Raw genomic sequence first — 16,008 nt, 5'->3', positions numbered from 1 at the left:
TCCGCGCCCCTGGGTCGGGCGCCCCTGTCCCTGGATTCAACCAGGTCGTGGGGGCGCCGGTCAGCGGTGGGAGCCGAGCGGTCCGGTCGACGGGCTCGCCACGGGGCTGGGCCCGGGGGCGAAGGCCAGCTGGAGGGCCGGACCCGTCGGACGTATGAACGGCGAGAGCGCGAGGAGCGACTGCGGGGCCGTGTTCCGCAGGTGTACGGCGACCAGCGGGGCGGCCGCCGAGCGCACCGCGTCCGGCGGGACCGCGCCCGACGGCACCGTGCCCTGGTCCGTGGCCGCGACCGGCCCCTGCGGGACGCCGGCCGGGGTCATCGCGGCGAGCGGCTCGGCGGCGGCGACGGACTGGGCGCCCGACCGCTCGCCGGAGCGTGTGCCGCGCCCCGTCCCCGTGCTCGTACCCGCGCCGCCGCCGGAAGCGGTGGCGCGCAGCGGGGTGACGGCGGTGCCGGTGCCCGGGCCGCCGCGAGCGCTCGCGGTCACCGAGGCTTCGAGGGGCAGGGTGCCGCCGAGGGCGATCGCCGCGAACGAGACGGCGCCGGCCGCCGCGACGGCGAAGCGCCGCCCGCGACCGGAGTGCCCGGAGGGGCGGTAGCCGACCTCGTGGATGCGGAAGCCCGTGCCGGGGGTGCCGGGGTGCGGGGTGACGACGGCGGCGGTGGCGAAGCCGTCGGACTTCACTCCGCCCGCGCCGAGGAGGCCTTCCAGGGGGCCGCGCGGTCCTCCGCCGGGTCCGCCCGGCTCACCGGGTCCCCCGGGGAGGCCCTGGAGCCGGGCGAGGAAGCCCTCGGAGGGCGGTGGCGGAGCCGCGGAGGCGAAGACGCTCTTCACCGTGCGCTGGGCGTCGGCCTCGGCCTTGCAGCGGGCGCAGGTCGCGAGGTGCGCGAGGACCCGCTCGCGGGCGTCGTGGCCGAGTTCGCCGTCGACGAGCGCGGCCAGCCGGTCCCCGAGGTGGTGTTCCGCGGGGGTCGGCGACGTGGGACGGGTGCCGCTCACGCTGTCCCTGCCTCCCATCCGACGGAGGCGAGGGCACGCTCCGCCCGGGCCTCGGGCGAGCGGTGCTTGAGGGCCTTGCGCAGGTGGGAGCGGCCGCGGTGGATGCGGCTGCGGACGGTGCCGAGCTTCACGCCGAGGGTCGCGGCGATCTCCTCGTACGAGAGGCCCTCGATGTCGCAGAGGACGACCGCCGCGCGGAACTCGGGCGCGAGGGTGTCGAGGGCCTGCTGCACGTCGGCGTCGAAGTGCGTGTCGTTGAAGACCTGCTGCGGCGAGGGCTCGCGGCTGGGGAGCCGCTCGGCCGCGTCGTCGGCGAGCGCGTCGAAGCGGATGCGCTGCTTGCGGCGGACCATGTCGAGGAACAGGTTGGTGGTGATGCGGTGGAGCCAGCCCTCGAAGGTGCCCGGGGTGTACGTCGACAGCGAGCGGAAGACGCGGACGAAGACCTCCTGGGTCAGGTCCTCGGCGTCGTGCTGGTTGCCCGTCAGGCGGTAGGCGAGGCGGTAGACCCGGCCACTGTGCGTGCTGACGATCTCCTCCCAGGTGGGAGGGGTCCACGCCTGCGATTCCGCATCCGATGCGAAGGTCGCGGTGGTGGGAGCGGAGTCGGTGGAGCGGAAACGGTCAGCTGTGTCGGTCACGGATTTCGGCTCACCCGCCGACCTGAGAAGACGCCGAAGCACTCCTCCCCGATCCACAGGCGCAGCCGCACCTCCCCTGTCGGCTCTGGTGGTGTCCAGTGGAGCCCCTACCATAGCCACCTCGCCCGTTAGCTCCGGATAAGAATCTTTACGCGAATTTGGAACCGGCTCGCCCGGCTGCCTCCTGTCGCGTCCTTCCCCTGGTGAACGCCCGGTCCCATCTGCGGGTTCCCACTGACAGCGGATACAGTCACCGTTGCGTCAACTACGGGGACAGGAGAGGGCCATTACCGCCAACCGGCAGACGAGCTGGTCGTTCGCCGACGCCTTCGTCGCCGAGGACGAAGCTCTGCGCTGGGCCCGTGAGCGGGCCCGGGAGGCAGGGCTGCCCTCGGTGTCCCCGGGCACCGGTGGGGCGCTGCGCCTGCTCGCCGCTACGGCGGACGCCAAGGCGGTGGCGGAGATCGGCACCGGCACGGGCGTGTCGGGCATCTATCTGCTGCTCGGGATGCGGCCGGACGGCGTCCTGACGACCGTGGACCTCCAGCCGGAGCGGCAGCAGTTCGCCAAGACGGCGTTCCGTGCGGCGGGCTTCGCGGGCAACCGGGCGCGTTTCATCCCCGGCCGGGCCCTCGACGTGCTGCCCCGGCTCGCGGACGGCGGGTACGACCTCGTGTTCTGCGACGGCGACCGGCTCGAGTACCTGGACTACCTCGCTGAATCGTTGCGCCTGCTGCGACCGGGGGGTCTCGTCTGCTTCGAGGGGGTCTTCGCGGACGGCCGCACGGTCGATTCGGCGGCCCAGCCGGCGGAGGTCCAGCGGATCCGCGAGCTGCTGCGCGCGGTGCGGGAGAGCCAGGAGCTCGTCCCGTCCCTGCTGCCGGTGGGCGACGGGCTGCTCTGCGCGGTACGCCGGGGCTGATCGCGCCGCCCGGGCCGACCGGCGCCGGGCGCACCGCCGCCGGGCGCACGCGCCGCCCCGCCCCGTCCCGCCCCCGGAGACACCGCTGCCCCGGGACGGCGGACCGTACCGGGGCAGCGCTGGAACTCGTGGAGAAGAGGGTCAGCCGACGACCTTCTTGAGGGCGTCGCCCAGTGCCTCGGCCTCGTCCGGGGTCAGCTCGACGACAAGCCGACCGCCGCCTTCGAGCGGAACGCGCATGACGATGCCCCGCCCCTCCTTGGTCACCTCGAGCGGGCCGTCACCCGTCCGCGGCTTCATGGCCGCCATGCTTGTTCCCCTTCCTGAAACCAGCTCATTGTCAGCCGGGCAGCTCCTTGAAACGGAGCACGCGTCACCGGCTTCGAACACATTGCTTCCAGGTCATTATCCCGCATGGCAGGACCCGATGACCAACATCGATCGGCATCGCTTCCGCAACGCGCTCCCGCAAAACCCCACATTTCGGGGATCGGCCTGCGATACTTCGCCGCTCGAAGTCGGACGGACCGCCTCCAATCTTTGACGCAGCTCACATGGGCGGCACGGGTGATCTCCGCCATGCTGGGCTGGTCAACCACGCGAAGAGGCGAAGGGAACCCGATGGCCGACACGGTGCTGTACGAGGTGAGCGACGGGCTCGCCACCATCACGATCAACCGGCCCGAGGCCATGAACGCGATGAACGTGGCGGCGAAGGTCGCCCTCCGGGACGCCGCGGAAACGGCCGCGGCCGACCCCGCCGTACGGGCGGTGCTGCTGACGGCGGCCGGTGACCGGGCGTTCTGCGTGGGCCAGGACCTGAAGGAGCACGTCGGGCTGCTCACGGCGGACCAGGAGTCCGGCACGCGCGAGACCATGAACACGGTCCGGGACCACTACAACCCGATCGTCCGCGCGCTCACCGGCATGCGCAAGCCGGTCGTCGCCGGGGTGAACGGCGTCGCCGCCGGGGCCGGCTTCGGCTTCGCGCTCGCCGCGGACTACCGGGTGGTCGCCGACACGGCCTCGTTCAACACCTCGTTCGCGGGGGTGGCGCTCACCGCCGACTCCGGCGTGTCGTGGACGCTGCCCCGGCTGATCGGCGCGAGCCGCGCCTCCGACCTGCTGCTCTTCCCGCGCTCGATCGGCGCCCAGGAGGCGTACGAGCTCGGGATCGTGAACCGCCTGGTCCCGGCCGCCGACCTGGCCGCCGAGGCGGAGAAGGTGGCCCGCACCCTCGCGGCGGGCCCGACGGTGGCGTACGCGGCCCTGAAGGAGTCCCTCGCCCACGGCGCCGACCACTCCCTCACCGAGGCCCTCGACAAGGAGGAGGAGCTCCAGACGCTGGCGGGCGCCTCCGAGGACCACACGATCGCGGTCCGCGCCTTCATCGCGAAGGAGAAGCCGAAGTACCTGGGCCGCTGACGCCCGGCGGAACCCGGTCGTACGAAGGGCGGGCGGACCCATAGGATCCGCTCACCATTCGTACGCACATACCTGGGGGGTTCCGTGCGTCCTTCTCCTTCCGCACGCCTGCTGCGCGGCGCGCTCACGACGGGTGTGGCCCTGGGCCTGTCCGCCACCGCGCTGTCGTCGCCGGCACGGGCGGAATCGGGCTACGCCCGCTGTGGGCTGAACCAGATCTGCGCCTTCAGCGCACCGCTCGGTCAGGGCGAGATGCTGGTGCTGCGCAAGAGCGCGATCACGCTCGGCGCCTGGGACAACCGCATCCGTTCCCTCGCCAACTTCTCCGACGAGTCCGTCTGCTTCCACCCCGAACCGGGGTTGGCGCCGGACCGGGCCACGGCCGTCGGCCGGGGCAGCGTGTCCTTCGACGAGAGCCCGTACCCCGAGCTGGACAGGACCATCAGCTCGGTGGAGCTCGGTCCCGGGGCCGGCTACTACTGCGGCTCCGAGAACCGGTACGCGATCCTCTACGGGCCGAACCCGCGGCCCGCCGCCGTCCCGCCGAGCGGCGCCTTCGGCGACATCGACGGCGACCTGTACGCCGACCTGTTCACCCGCGACGGGTTCGGACGGCTGTGGACGTCCCACAACGACGAGCGCGAGGCGACCGCGGCCGCGCTCGTCGGCGGCGGCTGGGGCGCCATGACCGAGCTGACCCGTCACGGTGACTACGACCGGGACGGTCACGAGGACGTCTTCGCCCGCGACGGGGGCGGCGTCCTGTGGTTCTACCCCGGCAACGGCAAGGGCTGGTTCAAGCCCCGCCTCAGGGTCGGCGGCGGCTGGAACTCCGTGCGCGACCTGGCGGCGGCCGGGGACCTGACCGGCGACGGCAAGGGCGACCTGCTCGCCACCGACGGTGCCGGTGTCCTCTGGACGTACCCGGGCGACGGCCAGGGCCGCTTCGGCGCCCGCAAGAAGGTCGGCGGCGGCTGGAAGTCCGTCAACGAGCTCGTCGGCGCCGGAGACATGAACTCCGACGGGAAGGCCGACCTGGTCGCCCGCGACGCCGCGGGCAAGCTGTGGCTCTACCCGGGCAACGGCCGCGGCTGGTTCACGCCGCGCAGGCTCATCGGCGCCGGCGGCTGGAACGGGCTCCGTGAACTGGTGGGCCTCGGTGACGTCACGGGCGACGGCACGGCGGATCTGATCGCGCGCCTCCCCATGGACCCCGACGGCTACGCGCCGACGCGGCGCCTCTACCCGGGGTCCGGGGCGGCGGACGGCCACCTCCGGGCGCCGAAGCCCTTCGGCGAGGCCCGCGGCTCGCACTTCGTCTTCTGATCCCCTCCAGGGACCCCGCATCCGACAGACAGGAGTCCACTTCATGGCCAAGACCGCATGGTCCCGGCGCGCCCTCGTGGCCGCGTCCACGGCGGCGGCCGCGCTCGGCTCGCTCGTCGCCGCCGCACCGGCGGCGACCGCCGCCGACGAGTCCCGCTGCCCCGCGGGCAGGTTCTGCGTCTTCCAGTACCAGTACTACGAAGGCGAGATGAAGATCATCTCGACGAGTCAGCCCACCCTGGGCACCTGGGACAACCGGATCTCGTCGTTCGTCAACAACAGCGGCATGTGGGTGTACCTCGACACGTCGCCCCAGTACCAGGCCGAGGACTACACCATCCTCGAACCGCACAGGGGCGGCATCAGCCTGGGGAGCGGCCTCGACAACAGGATCAGCTCCATCCGCATCGCCACCACCGAACGGGAGGCCGGCGGGTCGGACCCGTGGCTGAACTGGACGTCCAGCGACACGAAGCGCCCCACCGGCCTTCCGGCCGTGGCCCAGTTCGGCGACCTGAACAACGACCGCGTCGCCGACCTGGTGGAGCGCGCGGACGACGGGCGCCTCTGGTTCCTGTCCGGCGTGCGGGACTCCACGTTCAACGGAACCGGGGCGCTCATCGGCGCGGGCTGGAACTCGATGACGCAGATCGTCCGGCACGGCGACTACGACGGCGACCGCAACGAGGACGTCTTCGCCCGCGACCGGTCCGGCGTCCTCTGGCTCTACCCCGGCAACGGCCGGGGCTGGTTCAAGCCCCGCCTCAAGATCGGCGGCGGCTGGAACGGCATGAAGGAGCTCAAGGCGGTCGGTGACATCACCGGCGACGGCCGCCGCGACCTGGTCGCCCGTGACACCGCGGGGGTCCTCTGGACGTACCCCGGCAACGGCCACGGCTGGTTCGGCGCCCGCAAGAAGGTCGGCGGCGGCTGGAACGCCATGACCCGGCTCGCCGCGCCCGGCGACATGACCGGAGACGGCAAGGCCGACCTGCTCGCCCGGGACGGCTCCCGGGGCCTGTGGCTCTACCCCGGCAACGGGCAGGGCGCCTTCGCGGCCCGGAAGAAGCTGCCGTACGCCTGGCCGTCCGGCGAGAGCCTCATGGCCACGGGCGACATCAACGGGGACGGGAAGTCCGACATCCTGCGGACCATCGACGGCGGCCTGTACCTGCACCCCGGCGACGGACGGGGCGGGATCGGCGGCCCCGAGAGCTTCGGCTACTGGGACGAGGCCCCGCGCGTCCACGTCTTCTGATCCCGACGGCCGCGTGGCCCGGGGCGGTCCTACCGCTCGCCCCGGGCCACGCAGCCCGCCAGGTGGTCGTCGACCAGGCCGCAGGCCTGCATCAGGGCGTAGGCCGTGGTGGGGCCGATGAAGCGGAGGCCGCGCTTCTTGAGGGCCTTGGAGAGGGCCGTCGACTCGTCCGTGACCGCCGGGACCTCGGCGAGCGTGCGCGGGGTGGGGCGGGTCTCCGGGTCGGGGGCGTGGGACCAGATCAGCTCGTCGAGCTCGCCCGGGGCCCAGTCGGCGAGCAGCTTCGCGTTGGCCAGGGTCGCGTCGACCTTGGCGCGGTTGCGGATGATGCCCTCGTCGGCGAGGAGCCGCTCGCGGTCCTCCTCGCCGAAGGCGGCGACGGAGGCGATCTCGAAGCCGGCGAAGGCGCGGCGGAAGCCCTCGCGGCGGCGCAGGATCGTGATCCACGACAGGCCCGACTGGAAGGCCTCCAGGCAGAGCCGCTCGAACAGGGCGTCGTCGCCGTGGACCGGCCGCCCCCATTCCTCGTCGTGGTAGGTGACGTAGTCCTCGGCCGACAGGCCCCAGGGGCAGCGCAGCCGCCCGTCGGGCCCGGGGATCGCCTCGCCCGTCACTTCTCGCCGCCCTCCGTGCCGCCGTCACCGGCGGGGGCCGCGCCCGCGAGCGCCTCCTCCAGCTCGGCGATCCGCGCGTCGCGCTCGGCGAGTTCGGCGCCGAGGCGGACGAGGACGTCGTCCACGTCGGCCATCCGGTAGCCGCGGGCGGTGACGGGGAGGCGGAGCGCCTCGACGTCGGCCCGGTCCACCGGGCGGGCAGTGGGCAGGGGGTCGACGAGCTGCTCGGGCGCCACCTCGGGCAGTACCTCGCTGTCGCCGCCGCCGACCACGGCGAGGGTCACCGCGGCCACGACCACCACCATCGTGATGAGCAGAAACCAGAACACCTGCGCGCCTCTTCCCGGAGTGGAAAACGTCCCGTGCCGATCGTGCCATGCGCCACCGACGGTTAGGGTCGCAGGCGAACGGACGCGAGGGAGGACAAAAGGGATGCTGCGCTTGGGACGGCGTGAATTCGGGCCGCACGAGCCGGTGATCATGGCGATCGTGAACCGGACGCCCGACTCCTTCTACGACCAGGGCGCGACCTTCCGCGACGAGCCCGCGCTCGCCCGGGTCGAGCAGGCCGTGGCGGAGGGTGCGGCGATCATCGACATCGGCGGGGTGAAGGCGGGCCCCGGCGAGGAGGTGACGGCCGAGGAGGAGGCGCGGCGCACGGTCGGTTTCGTCGCCGAGGTCCGCAGGCGCCATCCCGACGTGGTGATCAGCGTCGACACCTGGCGGGCGGACGTCGGCGAGGCGGTCTGCGAGGCCGGGGCGGACGTCCTGAACGACGCCTGGGGCGGGGTCGACCCGCGGCTCGCGGAGGTCGCCGCGAAGTACGGCGCGGGGCTCGTCTGCACGCACGCGGGCGGCGCGGAGCCGCGGACGCGGCCGCACCGGGTGGAGTACGAGGACGTGATGGCCGACATCCTGCGGGTCACCGTGGGGCTCGCGGAGCGCGCGGCCTCGCTCGGCGTGCGGCGGGACGCGATCATGATCGACCCCGGTCACGACTTCGGGAAGAACACCCGGCACAGCCTGGAGGCGACGCGCCGGCTCGGCGAGATGACGGAGACGGGGTGGCCGGTGCTGGTGTCGCTGTCCAACAAGGACTTCGTGGGCGAGACCCTCGACCGGCCGGTGAAGGAGCGGGTCCTCGGGACCCTGGCGACGACCGCCGTCTCGGCGTGGCTGGGCGCCCGGGTGTACCGGGTGCACGAGGTCGCCGAGACCCGTCAGGTCCTGGACATGGTGGCGTCCATCGCCGGGCACCGGGCGCCGGCCGTGGCCCGGCGCGGGCTGGCGTAGGGGACGGCTGGGGGGCGCCGGGATCCGGCGCCCCCGTCGGGGTGGGGACGGGCCTACTTGCCGGTCTCCTTGGTCACCAGGGCCACGGCCTCCTCCACGTCGTCCGTGACGTGGAAGAGCAGGAGGTCGCGCTCCGACGCCTTGCCGCCGGCGACGACCGAGTCGCGCAGCCAGTCGACCAGGCCCTTCCAGTACTGGGTGCCGAAGAGCACGATCGGGAAGCGGGTGACCTTGCGGGTCTGGACCAGGGTGAGCGCCTCGAAGAGCTCGTCGAGGGTGCCGAGGCCGCCGGGCAGGACGACGAAGCCCTGCGCGTACTTCACGAACATCGTCTTGCGGACGAAGAAGTAGCGGAAGTTCACGCCGATGTCGACGTGCGGGTTCAGCCCCTGCTCGAAGGGGAGCTCGATGCCGAGGCCGACCGAGACGCCCTTGGCCTCCCTGGCCCCCTTGTTGGCCGCTTCCATGGCACCGGGGCCGCCGCCGGTGATGACGGCGAACCCGGCCTCGACGAGCGCCTTGCCGATCCGTACGCCCGCCTCGTACTCCGGCGAGTCCGGCTTCGTGCGGGCCGAGCCGAAGACGCTGATCGCGCTCGGCAGTTCGGCGAGGGCGCCGAAGCCCTCGACGAACTCGGACTGGATGCGCATGACCCGCCAGGGGTCGGTGTGCACCCATTCCGAGTCGCCCTCGGTGTCGAGCAGCCGCTGGTCCGTGGTGCCCGGCTGGACCTGGTCCCTGCGCCTGAGCACCGGCCCGAGTCGCTGCTCCTCCGGCTTCGTCTCCCCTTCAGGGATACCCATGGCCTGCTCCCTCCGTCGATCCAACGATCTTCTGGTCCGGTCAGCGTAGGACCACAGAGGTGACGAAACGCGAAATTACGGAAGTCAGGCGGTCAGCCAGTCGCGGAGCCGTGCCTCGCAGTGGTGGATCCGCTCGACGGGGACGTGCTCGTCGCGCTTGTGCGCGTAGATCGGGTCGCCGGGGCCGTAGTTGACGGCGGGCACCCCGAGGGCGCTGAAGCGGGCGACGTCGGTCCAGCCGAACTTGGGCTGGGCGCTGCCGCCGACGGCCTTCATGAAGGCCTCGGCCGCGGGGTGGGAGAGGCCGGGGAGGGCGCCGGGGCTCTCGTCGTCGACGACGAACTCGGCGATGTCGCAGCCGTCGAAGAAGGCGCGGACGTAGGCGAGGGCCTCGGCCGGGGAGCGGTCGGGGGCGTACCGGTAGTTCACGGTGACGGCGCAGGCGTCGGGGATGACGTTGGTGGCGACGCCGCCCTCGATCCGTACGGCGTTGAGGCCCTCGTGGTACTGGAGGCCGTCGATGACCGGCTTGCGCGGCTCGTAGGAGGCGAGGCGGGCGAGGATGGGGGCGGCGGTGTGGATGGCGTTGGAGCCCATCCAGGAGCGTGCGGAGTGGGCGCGCTCGCCGGCGGTGTGCAGGATGACGCGCAGGGTGCCCTGGCAGCCGCCCTCGACCTGGGCGTCGGAGGGCTCCAGGAGGACGGCGAAGTCTCCTTCGAGCCAGTCGGGGTGCGCGGCGGCGATCTTCCCGAGGCCGTTGAGGTCGGCGGCGACCTCCTCGTTGTCGTAGAAGACGAAGGTGAGGTCGCGGTTGGGCTCGGGGACGGTGGCGGCGATGCGCAGCTGGACGGCGACCCCGGACTTCATGTCGGAGGTGCCGCAGCCCCACAGGATGCCGTCCTCGTCGAGGCGCGAGGGCACGTTGTCGGCGATCGGCACGGTGTCGATGTGGCCCGCGAGGACGACGCGCTCGCCGCGGCCGAGGTTCGTCCGGGCGACGACGTTGTTCCCGTACCGGTCGACGGTCAGGTGCGGCAGGAGGCGAAGGGCCCGCTCGATCGCGTCGGCGAGCGGCTGCTCGGTCCCGCTGACGGAGGGGAAGTCGACGAGGGCGGCGGTGAGCGCGCCCCCGTCCAGGGAGAGGTCGAGGGGGCCGTCGAGCGGGGTGATGTCTGCCATGTGCCGACCCTAACGCGGCCTCCAGTACGGTGGGCCCCGTGTCCGAGCCCACCCGCCCCCGCCGTCGGGGCCGCCTCGCCCGTTCCGCGGCCGCCTTCGCCGCGCTCCTCGGCCTCGCCTCGTACGTGGCGTTCCACCAGATGACGGGCAGCACGGGCACGCCCCGCTGCAGTGTGGGCAGCGGGGACAACCGCTACGAGTTCACTCCGGAGCAGGCGTCCAACGCGGCGATGATCGCGGCGGTGGGCACGACCCGGGGGCTGCCCGAGCGGGCGGTGACGATCGCGCTGGCGACCGCGCTGCAGGAGTCGGCCCTGCGGAACATCGAGCACGGCGACCGGGACTCGCTGGGGCTCTTCCAGCAGCGGCCCTCGCAGGGCTGGGGGACGCCGGCGCAGATCCTGGACCCGGTGTACTCGGCGGGGAAGTTCTACGAGGGCCTGGAGAAGGTCCCGGGGTACTCGCGGATGCCGCTGACGGTGGCGGCGCAGAAGGTGCAGCGGAGCGGTTTCCCGCAGGCGTACGCGAAGCACGAGCCGGACGCCACGCTGCTCTCGGCCGCGCTGACGGGCCGGTCGCCGGCGGCGCTGACCTGTACGGCGAGCGTGACGGAGGGCCGGCCGGGCGACCCGGAGCAGGTGCGCCGGGAGCTGGTGCGGGCCTTCGGAGAGAAGGCGGCGCCGAAGGTGGTGACGGGTGGTCCGAGCGCGGGGCGTTCGGTGTCGGAGCCGCCGGTGCTCGTGGTGCCGGTCCGGACGGCGACGGGCGCGGGGAGCGCGCCGGGGGCCGGTTCGGACGAGCGGCGCGGCTGGGAGCTGGCGCAGTGGGCGGTGGCGCGGGCGGACGCGCTGCGGGTCACGGAGGTCGCGTTCGGTGACCGGGTGTGGCGCGCGGGCGAGGCCGACGGGGGCTGGTCGAAGGCCTCGGGCGCGAGCGCCGCGGGCCCCGACTCCGTCCGCGTGCGGCTCGCCCGGTAGCCGTCGCGGCCCCGATTCCGTCCCCGCCCGGCCTGCCCAGCAGTCGTCGCGGGCCGAGCATCCGTGCGGTCCTTCACCCGGTCGTGGCATGCGCCCGGCGCGCGGCGGAGGAAAATCGAGCGCTCTTCGAGCCGTCTTTTCCGTACGCCACTCCTCCCCCTCAATTCCCTTGCGACACAAGGGAAGTGACGGTTCGCCAGAGCTTCACGCAATGACACGTTCGTCCATTTTCCTCCCCACCCGACAATACGACGCATTGCCAATTCTTTACCTTCGGCCGCCGCAACCTCCCCCGCCCCAGGGCCGGTTGTCACCGCGTAATCGTCCTCTTCGCCGAAGGAGCACCATGTCCCTCTCCCTGACCCGCCGGATCGCCCGTGCCGCCCTCATCGTCGCGGCCGGAGCAGCCCCCGTGGTCGGTGCGGCCGGCTCCGCGAGCGCCCTGGACCACGGCCTCGCACCGACCGGCGCGCTCGGCGGCGTGACCGCCCTGGACGCCGCCGGCGCGGGAAGCGCCCTCGACGGCGCCTCGCAGACCGCGACCGGTGTGATCGGCGAGACCGGCGGCAAGGCCGTCGGCACGGCCGTCCCGGCCGCCGGCAAGACCGTCGGCACGGCCGGCAAGACCGCCACCCCCGCCGCGCAGGAGGTCGTCGGCAAGACGGCCGGCAGCACGGGTGAGGTCGTCGGCCAGACCGCCGGCGCCGCCGCCGAGAGCACCGAGGCCCCCACCGGCGGCGCCCTGGGCGGTGGCCTGGGCGGCCTGCCGACCGGCCAGACCCTGGGCGGCCTGCCGATCGGCGGCTGACCCCACGGGAACGCCGGAGGGCCCGGGGAGCGCGTGCTCCCCGGGCCCTCCGGCGTCTGCGCGCCGGGTCAGCCCAGGCGCTTGACCGCGGCCTCGACCCGCTCGTCCGTCGCCGTGAACGCCACCCGCACGAACCGCTCCCCGGCCTCGCCGTAGAAGTCGCCGGGCGCCACCAGGATGCCCTTCTCCGCCAGGTACGCCACGGTCTCCCAGCACGGCTCGTCCCGCGTCGCCCACAGGTACAGGCTGGCCTCGCTGTGCTCGATCCGGAAGCCGTGCGCCTCCAGGGCCGCCCGCAGCGCCGCCCGCCGGGCCGCGTACCGCTCGCGCTGCTCCGCCACGTGCGCGTCGTCGCCGAGCGCCGCGACCGTCGCCGCCTGCACCGGGGCCGCCGTCATCATGCCGCCGTGCTTGCGGATCTGGAGCAGCTCGCCCAGGACGGCCGCGTCGCCCGCGGCGAACGCGGCCCGGTAGCCGGCGAGGTTGGAGCGCTTCGAGAGCGAGTGGACCGCGACGATCCCCTCGTACGACCCGCCGCAGACGTCCGGGTGCAGGACCGAGACCGGGTCGGCCTCCCAGCCCAGCTCCAGGTAGCACTCGTCGGAGAAGACGAGAACGCCGTGCTCGCGCGCCCAGGCCACGATCCGGGTCAGCTCGTCCTTCGCGAGGACCTTCCCGGTCGGGTTGGACGGGGAGTTGAGCCAGAGCAGCTTCACCGCGGCGGGGTCGAGGTCCGCGACCGGGTCGTCGTAGACGACGGGCGTCGCGCCGCAGAGCCGCGCGCCGACCTCGTACGTCGGGTACGCGAGCCGCGGGTAGGCGACCACGTCACCGGCGCCCAGCCCCAGCTGCGTCGGCAGCCAGGCCACCAGCTCCTTGGAACCGACCACCGGCAGCACGTTCTCGTGGACGAAGCCGACCGCGCCCAGACGCCGCTCGCACCAGCCGGTGAGCGCGTCCCGCAGCTCCCTCGTCCCCCACACCGTGGGATAGCCCGGCGAGTCCGCCGCCGCGACCAGGGCCTCCTGGATCAGCGCGGGGACCGGGTCCACGGGCGTGCCGACGGACAGGTCCACGATTCCGTCCGGATGCGCCACGGCCGTCTTCTTGTACGGCTCCAGCTTGTCCCAGGGGAAGACGGGAAGGCGCGAAGAGACTGCGCTCACGGGTTGGCTCACTTCCTCGTACGTACGGAAAACGCTTCGGTCCCGTACAGCGGCGAGGCCGTACGGGACCGAGGGCGGACGATCAGCCGTTCTGCGGCGGCAGGGCGGCGATGAAGGGGTGGTCGCGCTCGATCTCGCCGAGCTTGGAGGCACCACCGGGCGAACCGAGCTCGTCGAAGAACTCGACGTTCGCCTTGTAGTAGTCCTTCCACTCCTCCGGGGTGTCGTCCTCGTAGAAGATCGCCTCGACCGGGCAGACCGGCTCACAGGCCCCGCAGTCGACGCATTCGTCCGGGTGGATGTACAAGGACCGCTTGCCCTCGTAGATGCAGTCGACGGGGCACTCCTCGATGCACGCCTTGTCCTTGACGTCGACACAAGGCTGCGCGATGACGTAGGTCACGCTGTCGTTCCTCCTCGATAGGGCTGGTCTGCGCGGGAGCGCGGCGTCGTCGATGCCCGCACCTAGTATCTCCGTTCTTGGGGGCGATCCGAACAGGAGGGGCGGAGAAGCTGTGGAAATCACCGGCGGAGGACGCCTTGAGGTCCGAATTACCAGCGCTGACGTGGGAAAACGTGTCTCCGTTCGGTACGTGACGGACTCGGCGGAAGCGGGCGGCAGGTTCACCGACGCGGTCGGGGTTCTCACATCGTGGGATAACGGTGTGCTGCTGATCACACGAAAGAGCGGTGAGAGCGTCCGGATCGCGGAATCCGCGCTGGCCGCGGGGAAGGTCGTCCCGGCCGCCCCGGCCCGCCGCCGGGGCCCCTCGGCCACCTTCCCGGAGCTCGCCCGCGCCACCGCGCGCGCGTGGCAGCCGGTCGAGAGCGAGGCCCTCGGCGAGTGGACCCTGCGGGCCTCCGACGGATTCACCCGCCGCGCCAACTCCGTCCTCCCGCTCGGCGATCCGGGGATGCCCGTCGCCGACGCCCTGACGCACGTGCGCGCGTGGTACGCGGCCCGGAAGCTGCCCGCGTACGTCCAGACCTCCACCGGCGCCGAAGGCACCCAGGAGCTGCTCTGCGCCACCCTCGACCGGCACGGCTGGCGGCGCGAGGTGTCCGCCGAGGTGCGGATCGCGGCGCTCGCCCCGATCGGCGACCTGGACGCCGACGTCTCCGCCGTACGCCTCTCCCGGGCCGTCGACGAGGCCTGGCTGCGCCGCTACCAGCGCTTCGAGGAGGCGAGCCCGGCCGTCCGCTCCGTCCTCGCGTCCGGTCCGAGTGTGTGGTTCGCGTCCGTCGCGGGCACGGGAGAGGTACCGGCCGCGATCGGCCGCTGTGTGGTCGACGGGCGCTGGGCCGGCTTCCTGGCGGTCGAGGTCGACCCCGGGCAGCGGCGCCGGGGCCTGGCGACGGCCGTCATGACCGCGCTCGCCCGGCGGGCGCTCGACGAGGGCGCGTCGGCGGCCTGGCTCCAGGTGGAGGCGGACAACGACGGCGCGCGGGCGCTGTACGACGGGATGGGCTTCGCGCCGCACCACCACTACCACCACTACCGATGGGCGGAGGCGTGAGCGAGGACGTACCACCACCGGACGCGGACGACTGGCGGCGGGAGTTCGCCGAGGAGGCCAGGGCCGAGCGGCCCGACCTCGCCCGGCTCTGCCTGCTGATCGGCGCGGTGGCCGACCCCGCCGTCACCCGGCACGACCTCGACGAGGCCGAGATCGAACTCGACCGCCTCGCCGGGCTCGTCCCGTACGCGACCCGGATCACCGGGGACTGGGCCGCCGAACTCGCCGCGCTCCTCGGCCGCCACGAGGGCTTCGAGGGCGTGCCCGCCGACTACCAGCGCCTGGAGTCCTCGCTGCTCCACGAGGTGCTCCGGCGCCGCCGGGGCCTGCCCATCCTGCTCTCCGTCGTCTGGATGGAGGTCGCCCGCCGGGCCGGCGCCCCCGTGTACGGGCTCGGTCTGCCCGGCCACTTCGTCGTCGGCTTCGGCGACCCGGCCGACCTGAACCTCGCCGACCCGTTCGCGGGCGGGCGGGCGATGACGGGCACGGACGCCGAGCTCCTGGTGGCGAGCGCGACGGGCGAGGCGCTCGACCGCTCGATGCTCCGGCCGGCCGAACCGGGCGCGATCGCCCTCCGGATCCTCAACAACATCCGCGCCTGGGCGGCCCCCCGCCCCGAGCGCTCCGACGTGGCCCTGTGGGCGGTGGAACTGGCCCTGCTGCTCCCCTCCCACCCGGCGAGGCTCCGCTACGAGCGTGCGGAGCTGCTGGTCCAGCGCGGTGCGTTCCTCACGGGCGCGGTGGAGATGGAGGCGTACGCGCAGGTGATGGACGCGGTGGACCCGGAGTCGGCAACGGCGATCCGCCGCCGCGCCCAGGCGGCGAGGGCGCTGCTCAACTAGATCGCGCGGCCGGGCGGCGCTGACGGCGCCCGCCGAGGGCCGGAAGGAGAGAAGGGGGCGGGGCGACCGGATTCGAACCGGCGTCCTCCGAGATGCTGTCGCGGCGCACTACCTCTGTGCTACGACCCCGCCCTTGCCCGGAACCCTAAGGCCCGCCGCCTCACCCTGACGACTCCTTTTCCAGGTCCCGGGAACGGGCCGGGACGCACGCGAGCCCCCGTCCCCTGGTGGGGGC

At 73.2% G+C, this 16,008-nt stretch carries 18 protein-coding genes and 1 tRNA gene; 9 read left to right on the top strand and 10 right to left on the bottom strand.

The annotated features are described in order from the left end of the window. Positions 1 to 60: 60 nt before the first annotated feature. Positions 61 to 1,020 (bottom strand): anti-sigma factor family protein, encoded by a 960-nt coding sequence (locus ACN9MM_RS25665; RefSeq protein WP_426365970.1) that lies wholly within the window; start codon positions 1,018 to 1,020, stop codon positions 61 to 63. Further along, complete coding sequence (gene sigE / locus ACN9MM_RS25660) at positions 999 to 1,757, bottom strand: RNA polymerase sigma factor SigE (protein ID WP_079044462.1); 759 nt, start codon at positions 1,755 to 1,757, stop codon at positions 999 to 1,001. Before sigE ends, ACN9MM_RS25665 begins: the two co-directional genes overlap by 22 nt. 142 nt (positions 1,758 to 1,899) lie before the next feature. Here sigE and ACN9MM_RS25655 point away from each other — a divergent pair, with 142 nt between their 5' ends. Then, the gene (locus ACN9MM_RS25655) at positions 1,900 to 2,565 is read left to right on the top strand and encodes an O-methyltransferase (RefSeq protein ID WP_426365968.1); all 666 of its coding nucleotides are present in this window, start codon (positions 1,900 to 1,902) and stop codon (positions 2,563 to 2,565) included. A gap of 141 nt (positions 2,566 to 2,706) precedes the next feature. On the opposite strand, the gene ACN9MM_RS25650 is transcribed toward ACN9MM_RS25655, so the two are convergent. Beyond that, entirely contained in the window at positions 2,707 to 2,874 is a 168-nt protein-coding gene (locus ACN9MM_RS25650; protein WP_009997451.1) for a DUF3117 domain-containing protein, read from the bottom strand. A 312-nt stretch (positions 2,875 to 3,186) separates the two neighbouring features. Between ACN9MM_RS25650 and ACN9MM_RS25645 the strand changes: the two genes are divergently transcribed. The 3 genes from ACN9MM_RS25645 (at position 3,187) to ACN9MM_RS25635 (ending at position 6,574) form a co-directional block, all read left to right on the top strand. Then, positions 3,187 to 3,990, top strand: a complete 804-nt coding sequence (locus tag ACN9MM_RS25645) for an enoyl-CoA hydratase/isomerase family protein (RefSeq protein ID WP_382870839.1) — start codon at positions 3,187 to 3,189, stop codon at positions 3,988 to 3,990. A gap of 84 nt (positions 3,991 to 4,074) precedes the next feature. Beyond that, positions 4,075 to 5,316 (top strand): FG-GAP-like repeat-containing protein, encoded by a 1,242-nt coding sequence (locus tag ACN9MM_RS25640; protein ID WP_426365966.1) that lies wholly within the window; start codon positions 4,075 to 4,077, stop codon positions 5,314 to 5,316. A 43-nt stretch (positions 5,317 to 5,359) separates the two neighbouring features. Beyond that, positions 5,360 to 6,574 carry an FG-GAP-like repeat-containing protein gene (locus ACN9MM_RS25635; protein ID WP_426365964.1) on the top strand — a complete coding sequence of 405 codons (1,215 nt, stop codon included), beginning with the start codon at positions 5,360 to 5,362 and terminating at the stop codon, positions 6,572 to 6,574. 29 nt (positions 6,575 to 6,603) lie between these two features. On the opposite strand, the gene ACN9MM_RS25630 is transcribed toward ACN9MM_RS25635, so the two are convergent. Then, on the bottom strand, positions 6,604 to 7,188 hold the full coding sequence (locus ACN9MM_RS25630; protein ID WP_426365963.1) for a DNA-3-methyladenine glycosylase I: 585 nt from the start codon (positions 7,186 to 7,188) through the stop codon (positions 6,604 to 6,606). Next, positions 7,185 to 7,517: a hypothetical protein gene (locus tag ACN9MM_RS25625; protein WP_426365962.1), complete on the bottom strand. Its 333-nt coding sequence runs from the start codon at positions 7,515 to 7,517 to the stop codon at positions 7,185 to 7,187. The genes ACN9MM_RS25630 and ACN9MM_RS25625 overlap by 4 nt, the downstream gene beginning before the upstream one ends. Before the next feature lie 103 nt (positions 7,518 to 7,620). On the opposite strand from ACN9MM_RS25625, the gene folP reads away from it, so the two are divergent. After that, entirely contained in the window at positions 7,621 to 8,481 is an 861-nt protein-coding gene (gene folP, locus ACN9MM_RS25620) for a dihydropteroate synthase (protein WP_426365961.1), read from the top strand. A 53-nt stretch (positions 8,482 to 8,534) separates the two neighbouring features. Here folP and ACN9MM_RS25615 read toward each other — a convergent pair whose 3' ends face one another. Next, on the bottom strand, positions 8,535 to 9,284 hold the full coding sequence (locus tag ACN9MM_RS25615) for a TIGR00730 family Rossman fold protein (protein WP_382870848.1): 750 nt from the start codon (positions 9,282 to 9,284) through the stop codon (positions 8,535 to 8,537). An 84-nt stretch (positions 9,285 to 9,368) separates the two neighbouring features. Further along, entirely contained in the window at positions 9,369 to 10,463 is a 1,095-nt protein-coding gene (dapE, locus tag ACN9MM_RS25610) for a succinyl-diaminopimelate desuccinylase (RefSeq protein WP_426365960.1), read from the bottom strand. 29 nt (positions 10,464 to 10,492) lie between these two features. Here dapE and ACN9MM_RS25605 point away from each other — a divergent pair, with 29 nt between their 5' ends. Further along, positions 10,493 to 11,440: a hypothetical protein gene (locus ACN9MM_RS25605; protein ID WP_426365959.1), complete on the top strand. Its 948-nt coding sequence runs from the start codon at positions 10,493 to 10,495 to the stop codon at positions 11,438 to 11,440. A gap of 346 nt (positions 11,441 to 11,786) precedes the next feature. After that, on the top strand, positions 11,787 to 12,248 hold the full coding sequence (locus tag ACN9MM_RS25600; RefSeq protein ID WP_426365957.1) for an ATP-binding protein: 462 nt from the start codon (positions 11,787 to 11,789) through the stop codon (positions 12,246 to 12,248). Positions 12,249 to 12,316: 68 nt separating this feature from the next. On the opposite strand, the gene ACN9MM_RS25595 is transcribed toward ACN9MM_RS25600, so the two are convergent. Both ACN9MM_RS25595 and fdxA read right to left on the bottom strand, forming a co-directional pair. Beyond that, positions 12,317 to 13,414 (bottom strand): bifunctional succinyldiaminopimelate transaminase/glutamate-prephenate aminotransferase, encoded by a 1,098-nt coding sequence (locus ACN9MM_RS25595; RefSeq protein WP_426365956.1) that lies wholly within the window; start codon positions 13,412 to 13,414, stop codon positions 12,317 to 12,319. A gap of 82 nt (positions 13,415 to 13,496) precedes the next feature. Then, entirely contained in the window at positions 13,497 to 13,817 is a 321-nt protein-coding gene (gene fdxA, locus ACN9MM_RS25590; protein ID WP_015035968.1) for a ferredoxin, read from the bottom strand. A gap of 112 nt (positions 13,818 to 13,929) precedes the next feature. Here fdxA and ACN9MM_RS25585 point away from each other — a divergent pair, with 112 nt between their 5' ends. Further along, positions 13,930 to 14,931, top strand: a complete 1,002-nt coding sequence (locus ACN9MM_RS25585; RefSeq protein WP_426365955.1) for a GNAT family N-acetyltransferase — start codon at positions 13,930 to 13,932, stop codon at positions 14,929 to 14,931. Continuing rightward, the gene (locus ACN9MM_RS25580) at positions 14,916 to 15,773 is read left to right on the top strand and encodes a tetratricopeptide repeat protein (RefSeq protein ID WP_383673363.1); all 858 of its coding nucleotides are present in this window, start codon (positions 14,916 to 14,918) and stop codon (positions 15,771 to 15,773) included. The genes ACN9MM_RS25585 and ACN9MM_RS25580 overlap by 16 nt, the downstream gene beginning before the upstream one ends. A 56-nt stretch (positions 15,774 to 15,829) precedes the next feature. Here ACN9MM_RS25580 and ACN9MM_RS25575 read toward each other — a convergent pair. Continuing rightward, positions 15,830 to 15,904 (bottom strand) — tRNA-Leu (locus tag ACN9MM_RS25575). Positions 15,905 to 16,008: the final 104 nt, after the last annotated feature.

Origin of the sequence: Streptomyces sp. E-08 (assembly GCF_049913095.1) — a bacterium.
Classification (GTDB): domain Bacteria; phylum Actinomycetota; class Actinomycetes; order Streptomycetales; family Streptomycetaceae; genus Streptomyces.
This window is presented reverse-complemented; position numbering and strand designations above follow the sequence as displayed.